Source organism: Streptomyces sp. 71268 (assembly GCF_029392895.1).
Taxonomy (GTDB): Bacteria; Actinomycetota; Actinomycetes; order Streptomycetales; family Streptomycetaceae; genus Streptomyces.
This window is the reverse complement of record NZ_CP114200.1, coordinates 4,920,764-4,936,690: the sequence shown is the minus strand read 5'-3', so window position 1 is coordinate 4,936,690 and position 15,927 is coordinate 4,920,764. Positions and strand designations below refer to the sequence as shown.

Below are 15,927 nucleotides of genomic sequence, written 5' to 3'. Positions count from 1 at the left end.
GGGCTCGGCGGGGTGTGTCACGCCGCCAACCTAACGTTCCTCGTTCTCCGTGGCGTCGGCCGCGCGCTGGATCTCGCCGAGCGCGGTCGACGGGTCGCCGCCCTTGGCGACCATGGTGCCCACCGAGTCCCGCAGCTTCTGGTTGACCTTGGCCCAGGACGTCTTGTCGAACGGGTAGAACTGCGCGGTCTCCAGGCCGTCGAGGAACTGCCAGAGGCTCTTGTACTCGTCGTTGCGGCGCATCGTGTCGGACGCCTCGGTGGTGACCGGCAGCAGCCGGTACTTCGACGCGAACGCCACGACGTTCGGCTCGCTGTAGACGAAGTCGAGGAACTCGCCTATCTCCTTGCGGTGGCCGTTCTTCTTGAACGCCATCATCCAGTCGGCCACGCCCATCGTGGTCGCCGAGGGGCCGTCGCGCCCCGGCAGCGGGGCGACGTCGTACTCGATGCGGTGCCCGACCACCTGCTGCATCAGCGTCGGGTGGCCGTTGAGCATGCCGACCTCGCCCCGGGTGAAGGCGTTGAAGGCGTCCTGGCGGTTGAGCTTGCCGGGCGCGGTGGGGCCCGTGAGGCCCTTGCCGACGAGTTCGTCGCGCAGCCACTCCAGCGTCTCGACGTTCTCCGGCGAGTCGAGCATGTAGCTGCCGTACCCGTCGGTGTAGCCGCCACCGCCGCTGAGCAGCCAGATCAACGTCTCGGCCTGGGCCTCCTCGCGGCCGAGCGGCAGCGCGTACGGGTACTTCACGTCGATGGCCTTGAGCTTCTCGGCCGCGGCCTGGAGCTCGTCCCAGTCGGTCGGCGGCTTGAGGACGCCCGCCTCGCTGAACAGCTTCTTGTTGTAGAAGAGCAGCCGGGTGCTGGCGCCGAACGGCATCGCGTACTGCACCCGCTTGACCTCGCCCGCCTGCGTGATGGCGGACGGGAAGGACGCCTGGGTGCGGATGGAGAGGATCTGGTCGGCGCGGTAGAGCATGCCCTTGGCGGCGAAGTCCGCGTACGTGCCGAACTGGACGAGGTCCGGGGTGTCGCCGCTCTCGATCATCTGGGCGACCTTCTTGTCGATGTCGGCCCAGCCGAAGACGTTGACGTCGATCTTGATGTTGCCGTGCTTGGTCTCGAACGCGCGGGCCAGGTCGCCCCAGTAGTTCAGGGAGCTGTTGGTGCTGGTGTCTCCGTAGTCCGCCGCGACGAGCTTGAGCCGTACGTCACTGGAGCCCGAGCCGGCACCGCAGGCGGCGAGCGTCGGAGTCACCGCCGCCGTCGCGGCACCCGCTGCCGTCAGACTCAAGAACCGCCGCCGCTGCACAACCGGTACCCACCCTCGTGCTCTGCTCTGTTTCCCGGAATCTGCCGGAGTGTCACTCTCCGACACGAGTTGCGAGTCTCCCCCCGCAACCCCCCTAAGGTCTACACCACACCTGGTCTCGCTTCGGTATCACCTGTGGCCACTTCCGCGTCACCCACATCAGCTATGGCCGGCCCGGAACGCGCCGCTCCACCGCGGCGCCGCCGAACCCGCTCAGACTAAGCACGACCCCCTTCGGCGCGGAGGGCCATCCCCACCCGAAGCCGGCCACACCCGCGCCTCATACGGGGTGATTTCCGGGCCATTCCGGCGCCCGGTCGCGCGACCGTGTGCGGTCTCACAGATCGTTTACCGGTCGCCGCCGCTCAGCCCGTACGCCGGTCGCCGTTCACGGCGGCGTCGCCGGCCCCGCGCGCGCCACCGACGCCGAGCCGCGCCGAACCGTGGCCCGTCGGCGCCGCGCGCGGCGCGCGGCACCCGTTGTCCGGTGGGGTGTTCGGGCCGCCCGCCGCTGCCCGGTTCGGTGCCCGCCCGGGCCCGAACGGACACCATTCGGGCACGGCCTCCGACGGCCCCCGCGCGGCCGATAACCCGTGCGGCGACAGGGCACGACACTCCGCGAGGGCGAAGTGGCCTAGACCTCTAGTGGGGAATCGCGCGAGACTGTCCCGCGTGAAACACGTCATCGCCCTCGATGTGGGCGGCACCGGAATGAAGGCCGCCCTGGTCGGGGCGGATGGCGAGCTGCTGCACACGGCCCGGCGGCCGACGGAACGCGAGCGCGGGCCGGACGCCGTGATAGCCGGAATCCTCGATTTCGCGGCCGAGCTGCACGCGATCGGCACCCAGCGGTTCGGCACACCCGCCGCGGCGGCCGGCGTCGCCGTGCCCGGCATCATCGACGAGGCGGCCGGGGTCGCGGTGTACGCGGCCAACCTGGGCTGGCGCGACGCGCCGCTGCGCGCCCTGCTCTCCGAGCGGCTGGCCGGCGTCCCCGTCGCGCTCGGCCACGACGTACGGGCCGGTGGCCTGGCCGAGGGGCGCATCGGCGCCGGCGAGGGGACGGATCGCTTCCTGTTCGTACCGCTCGGCACCGGCATCGCCGGCGCCATCGGCATCGACGGCCGCGTCGAGGCCGGCGCGCACGGCTACGCCGGCGAGATCGGGCACATCGTGGTGCGCCCGGCCGGCCCCGAGTGCGGCTGCGGCCAGCGCGGCTGCCTGGAGACGCTCGCGTCGGCGTCCGCCGTCAGCCGGGCCTGGGCCGCCGCCGTGGGCGACCCGGAGGCGGACGCCGCCGACTGCGCGAAGGCCGTCGCCTCGGGCGACCCGCGCGCGCTGGCCGTCTGGCGGGACGCCGTGGCCGCGCTCGCCGACGGCCTGGTCATCGCCCTCACCCTGCTCGACCCGCGCCGGCTGATCATCGGCGGCGGGCTCGCCGAGGCCAGGGACACGCTGTTCGTGCCGCTGCGCGCGGCGGTGGCCGAGCGGGTCACGTTCCAACAGCTCCCCGACATCGTCCCGGCGGCCCTCGGGGACACCGCCGGTTGCCTGGGCGCGGGTCTGCTCGCCTGGGATCTTCTCGCTACGGAGGTATCCGCCTGATGGCCGAACGAACAGCTCTCGCGGGCGCCCGCGTCGTCCTGCCGACCGGGATCGTGGAATCCGGCGTGGTGACGGTCGCGGACGGCCGCGTCGTCAGCGCCGGCCCGGACGCGGCACCCGCCGCGAGCGGCGGGGCCGGCGACCGCCTCGACCTCGCCGGCCACTGGGTGGTCCCCGGCTTCGTGGACCTGCACGTGCACGGCGGCGGCGGCGCCTCGTTCTCCTCCGGCACCGCCGAGGAGTCCCTGCGGGCCATCGCCACCCACCGGCGGCACGGCACCACCACGATGCTCGCCTCCACCGTCACCGGCGACCTGGACGAGGTGGCCCGGCAGGCACACGCCCTGTCCGAACTGGTCGAGCAGGGCGAACTGGCGGGCGTGCACTTCGAGGGCCCGTTCATCTCGCCGCACCGCTGCGGCGCGCACGAGCCGACGCTGCTGCGCGACCCGGACCCGGCCGACGTGCGCAAGCTGGTGGACGCGGCCCGTGGCACGGCCAAGATGATGACGCTGGCGCCCGAGCTGCCCGGCGGCCTGGACTCGGTACGGCTGCTCGTCGAAGCCGGCGTCATCGCGGCCGTGGGTCACACGGACTCCACGTACGACGCGACGCGCGAGGCCATCGAGGCCGGCGCGAGCGTGGCCACCCACCTGTTCAACGCGATGCCCTCGCTGCTGCACCGCGCGCCGGGCCCGGTGGCCGCCCTCCTGGAGGACGAGCGAATCACCGTCGAGCTGATCAACGACGGCACCCACCTGCACCCGGCCACGCTGGAACTGGCCTTCCACCGCGCCGGCGCCGACCGGGTCGCGTTCATCACCGACGCCATGGGCGCGGCCGGCATGGAGGACGGCATCTTCCCGCTGGGCCCGATGAAGGTCGAGGTCAAGGACGGCGTGGCGCGCATCAGCGACGGCCCGACCGCCGGTTCCATCGCGGGTTCCACGCTCACCCTCGACCAGGTCTTCCGGCGCGCGGTGACCATCGACGGGCTCTCCGTCGAGCAGACCGTACGCGCCCTGTCCGCCACCCCGGCCCGGGTGCTCGGGCTCAGCGACCGCGTCGGCTCCATCGAACCCGGCAAGGACGCCGACCTGGTGGTGCTCGACGAGCACTTCGCCCTGGTCGGCGTGATGCGCCGGGGCGCCTGGGTGGTCCGCCCGACGACCGGCTGACACCGGCGCCGTCGGCCGACCACCCCCCGGCCGAGGACGCGCACCACGCCCGCCACGGGCGACGACACCGGAGCGGGGCCACGGCGCAGCCGGCCGCGGCCCCGCTCCCGCGCTCCCCGCTCCCCGTCCCCGCGGAGCGGGACGAATCCGCGCGACAGGCAGGCGGAATGCGTCGACAACGGCTCATAACGCGTCGAAGCCGCGCGGTTGGCCTACAGGGGTGGGACAACCGCTCCGGCTTTGGCATGATCGCTGCCAGTAAGCCAACCGCTCCGAGCGCCGCACCGCGCAGCACGGACCCGGCGCGCGGGACCGGAACCCCGGCCCGGGGGAACACCGCGCCGGCCGGCCCGCGCCGCGCCGCCGGGGCACCGTCACGACCACCACCAACGGGAGGGGGAGCCCGCAGTGATCCTGACCGTGACGCTCAACGCTGCCCTCGACATCACCTACCGCGTGCCACGCCTGCGGCCCCACCACAGCCACCGCGTCTCCGAGGTCATCGAGCGCCCCGGCGGCAAGGGCCTGAATGTCGCCAGGGTGCTGGCCACGCTCGGTCACGAGGCGGTCGCCACCGGCCTGGTCGGCGGCGCGACCGGCGCCGCGCTGCGCGACCAGCTCGACGCCTACCCGGGCGTCACGGACGCGTTCGTGCCCATCGCGGGTACCACCCGACGCACCGTGGGCCTGGTGGACGCCTCGTCGGGCGACACCACGCAGCTCAACGAGCCGGGCCCGCAGGTCACGCCCGCCGAGTGGGCCGCCTTCGCGGACCGCTACGCGGAGCTGCTGGACGGCGCCGCGGCGGTCGCGCTGTGCGGCAGCCTGCCCCCGGGGCTGCCGGTCGGCGCGTACGCCCAGTTGATACGTACCGCGCGGACCGCCGACGTGCCGGTGCTGCTCGACACCAGCGGCGAACCGCTGCGCCGGGGCATCGCCGCCCGGCCCGACATCGTCAAGCCGAACGCGGAGGAGCTGGCCGCGCTCACCGGGTCCACCGAACCGGTGCGGGCCGCGCGCGACGCCAGGCGCCGGGGCGCGCACGCGGTCGCCGCCTCGCTCGGGCCCGACGGGCTGCTCGCCGTCACCGGCGACGGCGCCTGGCGCGCGAGCCCGCCGAGCCGGATCGCCGGCAACCCGACCGGCGCGGGCGACTCGGCCGTCGCCGGCCTGCTCTCCGGCCTCGCCGAAGGGCTGCCCTGGCCGGAGCGCCTGGCCCGGGCGGTGGCGCTGTCGGCGGCGACGGTACGGGCGCCGGTGGCCGGCGAGTACGACGCGGCCACCTACGCCGAACTCCTCCCCAAGGTGCGCGTCGCCAGCCATCCGGCAGCGGCGTGAGACCCCCCGCTTCGTGCCGGGCCCCCGCCCACCAGGACCGGGGCCCGGCACGGGCGCGACCGGCAAGGACGCCGCGCCGCGCGAACAGGTCGCCGGGCCGTGGCCCGGCGCGCGAACGACCGCCCGGGTGGGCCAGGCGCGCGGGCTGGGTGCAGCCGCGCGGCCGCCGCCCGCGCGGGCACGAGGGGCCGAGCCCGGCCCGGAACGAAGGACGGACATGCCACTGGTCAGCACTGGTGAACTCGTCGGGCAGGCGCGGTCCGCGGGCCGCGCGGTCGCCGCGTTCAACGTCATCTCGCTGGAGCACGCGGAGGCGATAGCCGCCGGCGCCGAGGCGGCGGGCGCGCCCGCGATCCTCCAGGTGTCGGAGAACGCGGTGCGCTTCCACGGCGGGCGGCTCGCCCCGATCGCCGCCGCGGCGGCCGCCGTGGCCCGCGCGTCGAGCGCGTCGCTCGCGCTCCACCTCGACCACGTGGTGAGCGTGGAGCTGCTGCACGCCGCGCACCCGGAGGGGTTCAGCTCGGTGATGTTCGACGCGTCGAAGCTGTCGTACGAGCAGAACGTGGCGGCCACCGCCGACGCCGTGCGCTGGGGTCACGAGCGGGGCATCTGGGTGGAGGCCGAGCTGGGCAAGGTCGGCGGCAAGGAGGGCGAGGCACCGCTGGACGCGCACGCCCCGGGGGTGCGCACCGACCCGGAGGAGGCCGCGGCGTACGTCGCGGACACGGGCGTGGACGCGCTGGCCGTGGCGGTCGGCAGCTCGCACGCGATGACCGAGCGCACCGCGGCGCTCGACCACGAGCTGATCGGCCGGTTGCGGGAGGCGGTGCCGGTGCCGCTGGTGCTGCACGGCTCGTCGGGCGTGCCGGACGAGGAGATCCGGGCGGCGGTGACGGCCGGCATGGTCAAGATCAACGTCGGCACGGCCCTGAACACGGCGTTCACCGGCGCGGTGCGCGAGGTGCTGGCGGCCCAGCCGGCGCTGGTGGACCCGCGCAAGTACGTGGGACCCGGGCGGGACGCGATGGCCGAGACGGTGGCCCGCTTCCTCGCCGTGGTGCACGCCGACTGACCGGTGCGCGGGGGGCCGGCCCGGGCCGGCCCCGCGCCGGGGCGGCCCCGATCCCGCTGGGCGGGCTTCCGGTCCGGCCGGGGCGGAGGCCGCTCGCGCGGAGGCGGTGCGCAGCCGCTGGTCCGCGCGGAGGCGGAGGCGGGGGCCGCTGGGCCGGCCGGCGGGTGGGCCGTGGTCAGCCTCGGGCGAGCCAGACCTGGTCGAGGTTGACGTCACACTTGTTGCCGGCCTCGCAGGACAGCCGCACCGTGTTCGTGCCCTTGTTGAGGTTGACGATGGCCCAGGTGTGGGTCCAGCCCTTCGCCCAGTCACCCTTCTTCGCGAGTGCGAAGTTCTTCATGCTGACGGCGCGCGGGTCTCGCTTGCTGTTCACCGTGAGGCTCAGGTTCTGGTCCTCGCCGGGTACACCGTAGCCGACATACAGCCGGTACTGGCCGGCCTTCTCGACGTCCACGGTCCACGTGGCCCCGGCGCCGGGCTTGTTGAGGCCGGCGACGTACTTGCCGCCCTCGGCCTTGGCGCCCGGTATGTCGGAGGCCAGGGTGGTGCCGCCGTCCAGCCGCATGGCCGAGGCGTCCTCGGTGGGCAGCGGTTCCGGCTTCTTCGTCGGCTTCGGGTCCTGGCTGGGCTCGACGGTCTCGGCCGCGGTGGGGCTGGTGTTCTGGGTGGGCTCGGCCTTGTCGTCCTTGTCGCCCGAGTTGTTGGAGATCATCGCGACGGAGATGCCGATGATCACGACGGCCACCACGGCTATCGCGCCGATCAGCAGGCCCCTGCTGTTGGGCCCGCGCCCCCCGCCGCCGTGCCCCGCGCCCCCGCCGTGCCCGCCGCCGTACCCCGCGGGCGCGCCCTGGCCGTGCGCGGCCTGCCGGGGCGGCACGCCACCGGGCGGCGGGGCCCCGTGCGCGCGCTGCCGGGTCTGCTGGGGCAGCGCCTCGGGGGCGGTGTAGTGCGCGTTGTGCTGCGGGTAGCCGTAGCCGCCCTGCTGCGGCGCCGGCTGCTGCTGGCCGTACTGCTGCTGACCGCCGTACTGCCGCTCGCCGACCGCGCGCACGTGGTTGTACGAGGTCCGGGGGACGCCCGGCTGCTGCGGCCCGGGATAGCCGTAACCGCCCGCGCGTGACGAGCCCTGGGCGCCCTGGCCCGCGCCCCCGTCGCCGCCCTCCTGGCGGTACAGGTAGGCGAACGGGTCGTCGTCCTGCGGCACCCCCGAGCCGTTGTTGCCGGCCGTCATCCCCTGGTCACTCCCACTTCGTCCCTGATGGTCATCCGCGCTGCGGCACTCGCGTGCCAGAACAGCTCTTATCAGGGCCGGGGCGGCCGAAATAGCCGTGCGCTGTCCGGATGGCCAATGTTCACGATCGATTCATTCTCGGCAGCCGTGCCGACCGGCGCAGCCTACCCCGCCCCGCAAGCCGCGCGCGGCCCGTCCACGGGGCCGCGCCCGGCCATCCCCTGCCCAGATTGCTAACCCGCACGCCGATTCGCCTTCGACCGCGACCGCTTTTCCACGTACATGCGCTGGTCAGCGGATTGCAGCACTTCCTCGGCCGACATCCCGCAGGCCGCCCAGCTAATACCGAAACTCGCGCCCACGCGCACCGCGCGACCTTCGAAGCGAATGGGCGGAATGATCGCGTTTCGCAACCGTACGGCGAGATCCTGCGCGTCGGCCCGCCCCAGTCCATCGGCCAGGACCACGAACTCGTCGCCGCCGAGCCTGGCCACCGTGTCACCGTCCCGCACCCCGTGCGAGAGCCGGCGGGCGACCTCGATGAGCACCGCGTCGCCGGTGTGGTGGCCGAACCTGTCGTTGATCGACTTGAACCCGTCCAGGTCGCAGAAGAGCACCGCGAGCCCCTTGGTGCCGTCGTCCTCCTCGCCCTCGGCGGGCGCGTACGTGTGCACGTGGTGGTCGAACGGGCCGCCGTCGGAGCCGGTGAGCCCCTCCAGGGCGTCGGCGTCGAGCCCGGCGAAACCGCCCAGGCCGCCGAGGTCCACCGCCGAGTCGAAGCCCTCCAACCCGAACCCCTGCACGTACGCGTCCTGCTCGACGCTCCCGACGAGGGCCGCCTCCCGCACGGCCGTCCCGGCCTGCTGCGCGCCGTCCGGGCCCACGCCGGCGCTCTCCGCGCCCGCGTAGGCGGGCTGCGGCGGGCGGGCGCACAGCCGGGCGCCGAGCCGGGCGCGCAACTCTGCGCTGTTGGGCAGCCCGGTCAGCGAGTCGTGGCTGGCGCGGTGCGCGAGCTGCAGCTCGTGCCGCTTGCGCTCCTCGATGTCCTCGACGTGGGTGAGCAGGAAGCGCGGCCCGTCGGCGGCGTCGGCGACCACCGAGTTGCGCAGCGAGACCCACATGTACGTGCCGTCGCGCCGGACCAGCCGCAGCTCGGCCCGGCCCCCCTCGGCCGAGGTGCGCAGCAGGGTGCCGATGTCCTCGGGGTGCACGAGGTCGGAGAAGGAGTAGCGGCGCAGCGCGGTGGCCGAGCGGCCGAGGAGGCGACACAGCGCGTCGTTGGTGCGCAGCAGCCGGCCGTGCTGGTCGCCGCCCATCTCCGCGATGGCCATGCCGCTCGGCGCGTACTCGAACGCCTGCCTGAAGCTCTCCTCGCTGGCCCGCAGCGCCTGCTGGTCGCGCTCCAGGCGCATCAGCGCGCGCTGCATGTTGGCGCGCAGCCGGGCGTTGCCGATGGCGATGGCCGAGTGGAACGCGTACATCTGCAGGGCCTCGCGGCCCCAGGCGCCGGGGCGGCGGCCGTTGCGCGGCTTGTCCACGGAGATCACGCCGAGCAGCTCGCCGTGCGGCGAGCCGGCCGCGCGCATGGGCGCGAACAGCCGGTCCATCGGGTGCCACTCGTCGGGGAACCTCGGCGCCGGACCGGCCACGTGCCACTGCGGCACGTCGTCGTCGTCGAGCACCCAGCCCTCGGTGTACGGGATGAATCTCAGGTCGCCCCAGCGCTCGCCCATCGAGAGCCGCCGCTCCCAGGACGTCCGCGAGCCGACCCGGCCCGCCATGAGCGCCTCGGCCCCGGGACTGCCGCTGACGGCGGCCACCACCAGGTCTCCGTCCGGGCGGACCAGGTTGACGGCTGACAGCTCGTATCCCAGGCCCTGGATCACCCCGTCGGCGACGGTTTGCAGGGTCTCCGCCAGACTGCGTCCGGTGTTCAGTTCTGCGACTACTTGATGTAGCTGTCGCAGGGTCGCAAGGCGGATGTACGGCTCCGACTCGGTCTCCATCGATCGCTCTCCCCCGAGACCTCGACAGCAACTCCAGAATTTCTCGTCGTCTCTCACTGCCACGGCCACTGAATCACAGCGAGCTGTCCACCCGGTACACAGGGTCAACAATTACTGCCCGTTGTGACTCATGTCACAGCGTGTGTCCGGGGTGGGGATAAAGCCGTTACGCGGGCTCAGACGGGCCGCGCGATATTTCCTGAAAGCAAATCCGGAATGCGATTACGTTTACCGGAGGCGACCGTCTCGAATATCGGTGCGGATTTGCGCACACTCCGCGAGCGCCCCCACGACGCTCCCTCAGCGCCGCTCCAGCGCCCCCCGAGCGCCCCGCCGGCGGCCCACCGGCGCTCAGCCCAGGGACCTAGGGCTCCCCTCCGCCGGGAGCCCGATGCGACCGGGCGGGGCGGGGGGTTAGCGTCGAAGGCGTGTTGCGAACCTCGTCCTCTTCGGTCCCATCCGCCCCGTCCGGCCCAGACGCCGCCTCGGCCGCCGCCCCGAACGCCTCGGGCGCCCCCGGCACCCCTGCCGCCCCGGAGGCCACGCCCGCCCCGGGCGCCGTGGCCCAGGCGGAGCCGGGGCGTGCCGTCCCGCATGCTGGAGGGGTGAGCGAGGACGAGTTCCGGGCCGCCCTGGCGCGGCTGGCGGCCGGTGTGGTGCTGGTGACGGCGCACGACGAGGAGGAGGGACCGCGCGGCGAGGACGTCGGCATGACGGCCACGGCCTTCCTGTCGGTCTCGCTCGACCCACCGCTGGTGATGGTGAGCGTCCGCAACGGGTCCCGGATGGACGACGTGCTGGAGCGGCAACCGCTGTGGGCGGTCTCGCTGCTCGCCGAGGGCCAGCGGCAGATCGCCGGCCGGTTCGCGATGAAGGGCCGGGTCAGCGACCGGCTGCTGTTCGAGGAGCTGACGTACACCCGCGGCGAGGCGTCCGGCGCGCCCCTGATCAGCGGCGCCCTCGCGACCCTTGAGTGCCGTACGGAGCAACGCGTCCAGGCGGGCGACCACACGCTGGTGGTGGCCCGCGTCCTGACGGCGCACACCCCCAGCGCGGAGGGCGGCCCGCTGACGTACTTCCGCGGCCGGTACCGCCACCTGAGCTGAGCGGCACCGGGCCGCACCGCACCAGGAGCCCCCCGCGCCCCTCACACCCCCGGCGTCACGCCGGCCCCGGGCCCGGTCCACGGGTCGAGCCCTCTCCCGGCGTAACTGACAGACCATCAGTTACCCTTCATCCCAGGGCCGTCGGGTCACCGGCGGGGGTTCGCCCAGGGGCCATGAGGGGGCGGGGGTGACCGGACCGACACCCGCGCACGTCGCCTCGCCGGGACACGCGCCAGGCGCCGGCGAACGCGCGGTCCCCGCGCCCCCACACTGCTTGGCACGACCACCCACACCACCACTCGCACGACACGACCGCTGGCACGACCGCTCGCACGACCACTGGGGCGACCGCTCACACGGCCGCCGCCGAGCCGGCGCGTGGCGGGCGTCCGGCGCCTCTTGCCACAACCGGCCGGGCGGCGCGACGGCATGCTCGATTCCGTACCGGAAGGGGTGTCACACAGCACGCTCTCGTCGCCGGGAACGGATGTGCGTGATATGCCTGGCGCAACTGCCTTGGCGGCGGCGGTAACCGCCCGACCGGGCACCGCCGGGAGTACGTACGGCTGTTCGCTTACGAGAAGCGGCCGGGTCCGTAATGGTGCCCCGATATCGCCGCGCGGCGGGCTGCCGGCGCTTTGTGATCCACCCCGGCAATAGCCGGCAATTCCGCTCCCGGAGGCGCCGCGATTTCCCTGGGAAACGGGCGGTCGCCCCACTCCGGCACGGCCGGGCGCCGGCACGATCGGGCCGGGGGAACTGTTTCTCGTGGGACGGCGGAGGCACCACTCGGCGCCGTACGACGACAGCCCCGGAGCCCGTACGAAACCGTCTAGTGCCAGTCGCGCCCGGAACGGCCCCGCTTGGTGTCGCCGCGCTGCTTCTTCTCGCGCAGCCGGCGCTCGTTGATGCCGCGCGGGATGCGGGTGGGGCGGCGGGGCTTGGGAGGCGGCGCGGTGGCCTCGGCGAGCAGGGACGCCAGCCGGACGGCCGCGGTCTCGCGGTTGCGCCACTGGGAGCGGTGCTCCGAGGCCCGCACGGACACCACGCCGTTCACCAGCCGCCCGGCCAGCCGCTGGAGGGCGCGCTCCTTCCACACGGGCGGCAACGCGTCGGTCGCGGCCAGGTCGAACCGCAGCTCCACCTGACTGTCACTGGTGTTGACGTGCTGTCCGCCGGGCCCCGACGAGCGGGAGAAACGCCAGATCAGCTCGGCCTCCGGCAGGGAGACCGAGCCACGGATGACATAGGGCCCGGGCATGCCCCCATGCTCCCGCGTTGACGCGCTCCCGTCACCCGCATTTCCCACCCGCCCCGCCGTCGCGCCCGCCCTCCGCCCCCGACGGGAAGCGGAACGATGCACTCCGTACCGCCAGAGTTTGGCAAAGAAAGTAAAGGGGGCTGGAACCCAGCGGTGCCCTGATGGCGTTGTGAGGGGTGACGGTAGCTTCGTGGTCGTCACGAAGACCGACCATCGACCAGTACAAGAAGGGGACACCCCATGGCTGTAAGCCTGTCCAAGGGCGGCAACGTCTCGCTCACCAAGGAGGCACCGGGCCTGACCGCCGTCACGGTGGGCCTCGGCTGGGACGTCCGCACCACCACCGGCCAGGACTTCGACCTGGACGCCAGCGCCATCGCCGTGAACCCGAGCGGCAAGGTCTACTCGGACCAGCACTTCGTCTTCTTCAACAACAAGGCGACGCCGGACCAGTCGATCGTGCACACCGGTGACAACCTCACCGGCCAGGGCGAGGGCGACGACGAGCAGATCAACGTCAACCTGGCCGGCCTGCCCGCCGACGTCGAGAAGATCGTCTTCCCGGTCTCCATCTACGACGCCGAGAGCCGCAGCCAGAACTTCGGCCAGGTGCGCAACGCGTACATCCGCATCCTCAACCAGGCCGGTGGCACGGAGATCGCCCGCTACGACCTGAGCGAGGACGCGGCGACCGAGACCGCCATGGTCTTCGGCGAGCTGTACCGCAACGGCGCCGAGTGGAAGTTCCGCGCCGTCGGCCAGGGCTACGCCTCCGGCCTCACGGGCATCGCGCAGGACTTCGGCGTCAACGTCTGAGACTCGACGTCGCCGTCCGAGTAGACGACACCGTCTGAGTAGGGGACGGGCTCACCGCCCGCCACCTCGCCGAGTCGAGGAGTCCCCAGGCCAGGGGCCAGACCTTCGGGTCTGGCCCCTCCCTGCTTTCACGGCCGCCGGGCCTGGTGCCGCCGTCCGCCCTACCCCAGCGGGCAGGTCCGCTCCGGCTGGGCCCTGTTCGGGGAGCAGCACACCAGGGCGAGTGACAGGTACGAGGGGCGTTCGAGGTAGAAGCCGAGGGACACGTCCACTCCCCCGCCCAGGCTCGCGGCGGCCGAGTCGACCAGCGCCGCGAGGCGCGTCCGCGCGCGGTCCGCCTCGGACGTGAACCGCGGCGCGTACTCCACCAGCCGCGCGTCGAGCCACCGCACGGCCTCCTCCGGCTCGTTCCACGTGCCCCGTACGAGCCCGCCGGGCTTGACGAGCCAGTAGGCCGTTTCCAGCGGGGGCAGATCCACGACGGGGAACTCCGCCCGCACGTCCTTGTACCGCTGGGCCAACTCCGGCCCAGCGGCCGCCGGCGGTGGATCGGGGTGAGGGGGCCGGCGCAGCGCCTCCTCGTCGAAGCGCTGCTTGGTGCCGGCCCACAGGTAGCCGTGGTGGTGCAACTGTGTCGTCCCTCGTCGCGGCGGGCGGTGGCGGCCCGGGGTGGCCCCCGCTCGCCGGAGAACGGGCCGCCGGGTGGCGGGTCTCCGTCGAGCGGGGGCCGGCGGTCGGTGGTCGGCGGGCGGCCGGTCAGGCCGAGAGGCCGAAGCGGGCCGGGTCGATGCCGGCCGCGTCCAGTTCGGCGGTGGTGAAGCGCAGCGGGGGCAGGCCGGGCTGCTTGCTGTCCCCGAGCGCCCACGCGTCCTCACCGATCCTGGAGAGGGTCACGCAGGACTCGCCGTCCGGGTGGGTGTTGCCGCCGCAGGGTGTGCGGAAGTCGGCTTCCTTGAGGGGCAGGCTGTAGAGGTCGGTTCCGGGCATGGTGTGCCTTCCTATGCGGTCAGGGGCAGGGCAGGCTCAGGACTGGTACTGCCGCGTGTTCGGCACGCGTGCAACGTCGGGCCCGATCGCTGTCGCGGGCCCTCGAAAAGGCCACTCGGCTTTGATCTGGGGTTGCCTCGTCCGGTCTTGTTCGGACGGCCGGTCAGGAGGGCCGTCGCAGCCGGGAGCAGGACCATTTCCGTGTTCGCCATACGCCGGCCGTTCCCCGCCAGCCACGCGAGCACGCGGACATCACCCGAACCCTGCTGACTGGCCTTCTTCGGTACGGTCGGCATGGGTACATCTTCGGAGTGCCGGGGGGCAGCCTCTACCGTGTTTCCTGTTGCCTCAAGAAGTCGTCCCGAACGCCTGCCACGAGGGCCCGCATGTCCTCACCGGTAACGGCCACCCGCTCGAACTTCTGAAACTTTCTCAGGTACAGGTCGATATCGGGGATTTCGCTTGTGGTGATCTCGGCGTGAGGCACCTCGATGGTGGCCAGCCGAGCGTCGAAGAGGGTGAAGGCCGAAGTGGGAAGCCCCGGCTTCGCACCTTGCTGTGGAATCACTCCGATGGTGATGTTGGGAAACCTTGACATGCTGATGAGCTTGTCCAACTGCATCGCCATGGAACGAGCCTTGACGACCTCCCAGCGGAGCACTGACTCCGTGACGAGAAAGTGGAACCTACGTCCCTCGTCATGCAGGACGTCATGACGCTTGAGTCGAGCACCGACCATCTTCTCCAGTGCGTCCTCGGTGAGATCCCAGTCCTTGAGGATGCCTCGCACGTATTCTGGCGTCTGAAGCAACCCAGGAACACAGGACGGCTGAAACAGCCTGAGAAGCCTTGTGCTGGCCTCTATGGCCCTGATCTCTTCCTGGTGTTTATGGAGCCCCGAACGCCGGTAGATGCGCCACGCGGTGGCCTCTGTCGCCACCTGCCGGGCAAGCTCCATCAGTCGGGCCTTGGCCTCCTCGGAGACCTCCAGGGCCGTGAGGATGCGCTCGACGTCGATGACGCTGGGCGCGAGCACGCCATTCTCGATCTTGCTGAGCTTGCTCGGGGACATGACAGCGCCACGGGCCACGGCTTTGGCCTGCTTTCCGCCGGCCTCTCGCAGTTCCCGCAGCGCTTGCCCGATGTCCGTGCTCTTCACTTGCCTCCGTGCCGTTCCCACCAATCAGGGAACGGCACGGCATGGCGCATGGCGGTGTCGCGTACCCGCACCCAGTCCTCGGGATCGGGCTCCAATGCGGCACCAAGGAATTCGCCTTGTTCGCCGTAGTTCATCGAGGCGACCTGGGACTCGTCGAACATCCAGAAGTCAGGAACTCCGGGTACGGGGTTCTCCTGGTCCGTGGTGTCGAGAATGAAGAACTCCTCTCCGGCCGTCTGGTTCTTGGTGTAACCCCAGCCGAGTTCGAATCGGAGGTAGTCCGTGAGAGGCCGCGAGACCACGTGCACGCGGTACACACGCCTACCGGCCGCCGTGCTGCGCCGCACGTCGCCCACCCACTGCTGGTTGTAGTCGACGGGCTGGGGTTCACCGGCCAGAAAGGCGCGGATCATTTCCGGGTCGGACGAGCCGCTGTAGTCGTCCAGCGCTTCCAGCCGGAACGCTTCCCGCTCGAAGGTGGTGAAGAGTTTCCCGAACTCATCCGTTGAGATATTCACGGGCGTACCTCTCGATGATGTGAGCGGGAATGCGGACCACGGACTCACCCGCGGGAACAACGATCCCGGCCGTCTCGGCGGCCGTTGTGTCATACCCCTGGACTAACAGGTCACGTGTGCCGTCGAGGGCGTACAGGGTGGCGCAGGTGCCACCCTCGCATTCGCCGACGAGTCGCCTTGCGGCCATGGCTGCCCCCTGGTTGTGAGGTTGTGCTTCCGATGCTCCCGAGGGCGTGACAGGCGCGTCAAGGTGACTCAGTTGAGGGAACAGGAAACTCGGCTCACTGGTGCGGAGGTTTGCCTTGTGGGAACGAAGGACACCGTCTCGGCCCCGGCAGG

General features: G+C 72.3%; 14 protein-coding genes. 6 read left to right on the top strand and 8 right to left on the bottom strand.

What is annotated here, in order from left to right; translation table 11 throughout:
• Nucleotides 1-30: 30 nt before the first annotated feature.
• Nucleotides 31-1,290, bottom strand: a complete 1,260-nt coding sequence (locus tag OYE22_RS19475; protein WP_277321600.1) for an extracellular solute-binding protein — start codon at nucleotides 1,288-1,290, stop codon at nucleotides 31-33.
• A 690-nt stretch (nucleotides 1,291-1,980) separates the two neighbouring features.
• On the opposite strand from OYE22_RS19475, the gene OYE22_RS19470 reads away from it, so the two are divergent.
• From OYE22_RS19470 to OYE22_RS19455, 4 genes are all read left to right on the top strand, one after another.
• Entirely contained in the window at nucleotides 1,981-2,913 is a 933-nt protein-coding gene (locus OYE22_RS19470) for an ROK family protein (RefSeq protein ID WP_277321599.1), read from the top strand.
• The gene (gene nagA, locus OYE22_RS19465; protein ID WP_277321598.1) at nucleotides 2,913-4,091 is read left to right on the top strand and encodes an N-acetylglucosamine-6-phosphate deacetylase; all 1,179 of its coding nucleotides are present in this window, start codon (nucleotides 2,913-2,915) and stop codon (nucleotides 4,089-4,091) included. The genes OYE22_RS19470 and nagA overlap by 1 nt, the downstream gene beginning before the upstream one ends.
• Nucleotides 4,092-4,499: 408 nt before the next feature.
• On the top strand, nucleotides 4,500-5,429 hold the full coding sequence (locus OYE22_RS19460) for a 1-phosphofructokinase family hexose kinase (protein WP_277321597.1): 930 nt from the start codon (nucleotides 4,500-4,502) through the stop codon (nucleotides 5,427-5,429).
• Nucleotides 5,430-5,646: 217 nt separating this feature from the next.
• The gene (locus OYE22_RS19455) at nucleotides 5,647-6,501 is read left to right on the top strand and encodes a class II fructose-bisphosphate aldolase (protein ID WP_277321596.1); all 855 of its coding nucleotides are present in this window, start codon (nucleotides 5,647-5,649) and stop codon (nucleotides 6,499-6,501) included.
• A 175-nt stretch (nucleotides 6,502-6,676) separates the two neighbouring features.
• On the opposite strand, the gene OYE22_RS19450 is transcribed toward OYE22_RS19455, so the two are convergent.
• Together OYE22_RS19450 and cdgB are read right to left on the bottom strand one after the other, a co-directional pair.
• Nucleotides 6,677-7,735, bottom strand: a complete 1,059-nt coding sequence (locus tag OYE22_RS19450; protein WP_277321595.1) for a carbohydrate-binding protein — start codon at nucleotides 7,733-7,735, stop codon at nucleotides 6,677-6,679.
• Between the two features lie 233 nt (nucleotides 7,736-7,968).
• Nucleotides 7,969-9,741, bottom strand: a complete 1,773-nt coding sequence (gene cdgB / locus OYE22_RS19445) for a diguanylate cyclase CdgB (protein ID WP_277321594.1) — start codon at nucleotides 9,739-9,741, stop codon at nucleotides 7,969-7,971.
• Nucleotides 9,742-10,301: 560 nt separating this feature from the next.
• On the opposite strand from cdgB, the gene OYE22_RS19440 reads away from it, so the two are divergent.
• Nucleotides 10,302-10,847, top strand: coding sequence for a flavin reductase family protein (locus OYE22_RS19440; RefSeq protein WP_277324212.1), 546 nt, complete (start codon nucleotides 10,302-10,304; stop codon nucleotides 10,845-10,847).
• An 832-nt stretch (nucleotides 10,848-11,679) separates the two neighbouring features.
• Here OYE22_RS19440 and arfB read toward each other — a convergent pair.
• Nucleotides 11,680-12,108: an alternative ribosome rescue aminoacyl-tRNA hydrolase ArfB gene (gene arfB / locus OYE22_RS19435; protein ID WP_277321593.1), complete on the bottom strand. Its 429-nt coding sequence runs from the start codon at nucleotides 12,106-12,108 to the stop codon at nucleotides 11,680-11,682.
• A gap of 240 nt (nucleotides 12,109-12,348) precedes the next feature.
• Here arfB and OYE22_RS19430 point away from each other — a divergent pair, with 240 nt between their 5' ends.
• The gene (locus tag OYE22_RS19430; RefSeq protein ID WP_277321592.1) at nucleotides 12,349-12,924 is read left to right on the top strand and encodes a TerD family protein; all 576 of its coding nucleotides are present in this window, start codon (nucleotides 12,349-12,351) and stop codon (nucleotides 12,922-12,924) included.
• A gap of 161 nt (nucleotides 12,925-13,085) precedes the next feature.
• Here OYE22_RS19430 and OYE22_RS19425 read toward each other — a convergent pair whose 3' ends face one another.
• From OYE22_RS19425 to OYE22_RS19410, 4 genes are all read right to left on the bottom strand, one after another.
• Complete coding sequence (locus OYE22_RS19425; protein WP_277321591.1) at nucleotides 13,086-13,553, bottom strand: hypothetical protein; 468 nt, start codon at nucleotides 13,551-13,553, stop codon at nucleotides 13,086-13,088.
• 127 nt (nucleotides 13,554-13,680) lie between these two features.
• Entirely contained in the window at nucleotides 13,681-13,911 is a 231-nt protein-coding gene (locus tag OYE22_RS19420; protein ID WP_277321590.1) for a DUF397 domain-containing protein, read from the bottom strand.
• Between the two features lie 328 nt (nucleotides 13,912-14,239).
• Nucleotides 14,240-15,070, bottom strand: coding sequence for a helix-turn-helix transcriptional regulator (locus OYE22_RS19415; protein WP_277321589.1), 831 nt, complete (start codon nucleotides 15,068-15,070; stop codon nucleotides 14,240-14,242).
• Nucleotides 15,067-15,588 (bottom strand): DUF6879 family protein, encoded by a 522-nt coding sequence (locus tag OYE22_RS19410; protein WP_277321588.1) that lies wholly within the window; start codon nucleotides 15,586-15,588, stop codon nucleotides 15,067-15,069. Before OYE22_RS19410 ends, OYE22_RS19415 begins: the two co-directional genes overlap by 4 nt.
• Between the last annotated feature and the right edge of the window lie 339 nt (nucleotides 15,589-15,927).

Coding starts and splice junctions, on each gene's coding strand:
- nagA (WP_277321598.1), top strand. CDS start 2,913: ATGGCCGAACGAACAGCTCTCGCGGGCGCCCGCGTCGTCCTGCCGACC.
- OYE22_RS19455 (WP_277321596.1), top strand. CDS start 5,647: ATGCCACTGGTCAGCACTGGTGAACTCGTCGGGCAGGCGCGGTCCGCG.
- OYE22_RS19450 (WP_277321595.1), bottom strand. CDS start 7,735: ATGACGGCCGGCAACAACGGCTCGGGGGTGCCGCAGGACGACGACCCG.
- cdgB (WP_277321594.1), bottom strand. CDS start 9,741: ATGGAGACCGAGTCGGAGCCGTACATCCGCCTTGCGACCCTGCGACAG.
- arfB (WP_277321593.1), bottom strand. CDS start 12,108: ATGCCCGGGCCCTATGTCATCCGTGGCTCGGTCTCCCTGCCGGAGGCC.
- OYE22_RS19430 (WP_277321592.1), top strand. CDS start 12,349: ATGGCTGTAAGCCTGTCCAAGGGCGGCAACGTCTCGCTCACCAAGGAG.
- OYE22_RS19420 (WP_277321590.1), bottom strand. CDS start 13,911: ATGCCCGGAACCGACCTCTACAGCCTGCCCCTCAAGGAAGCCGACTTC.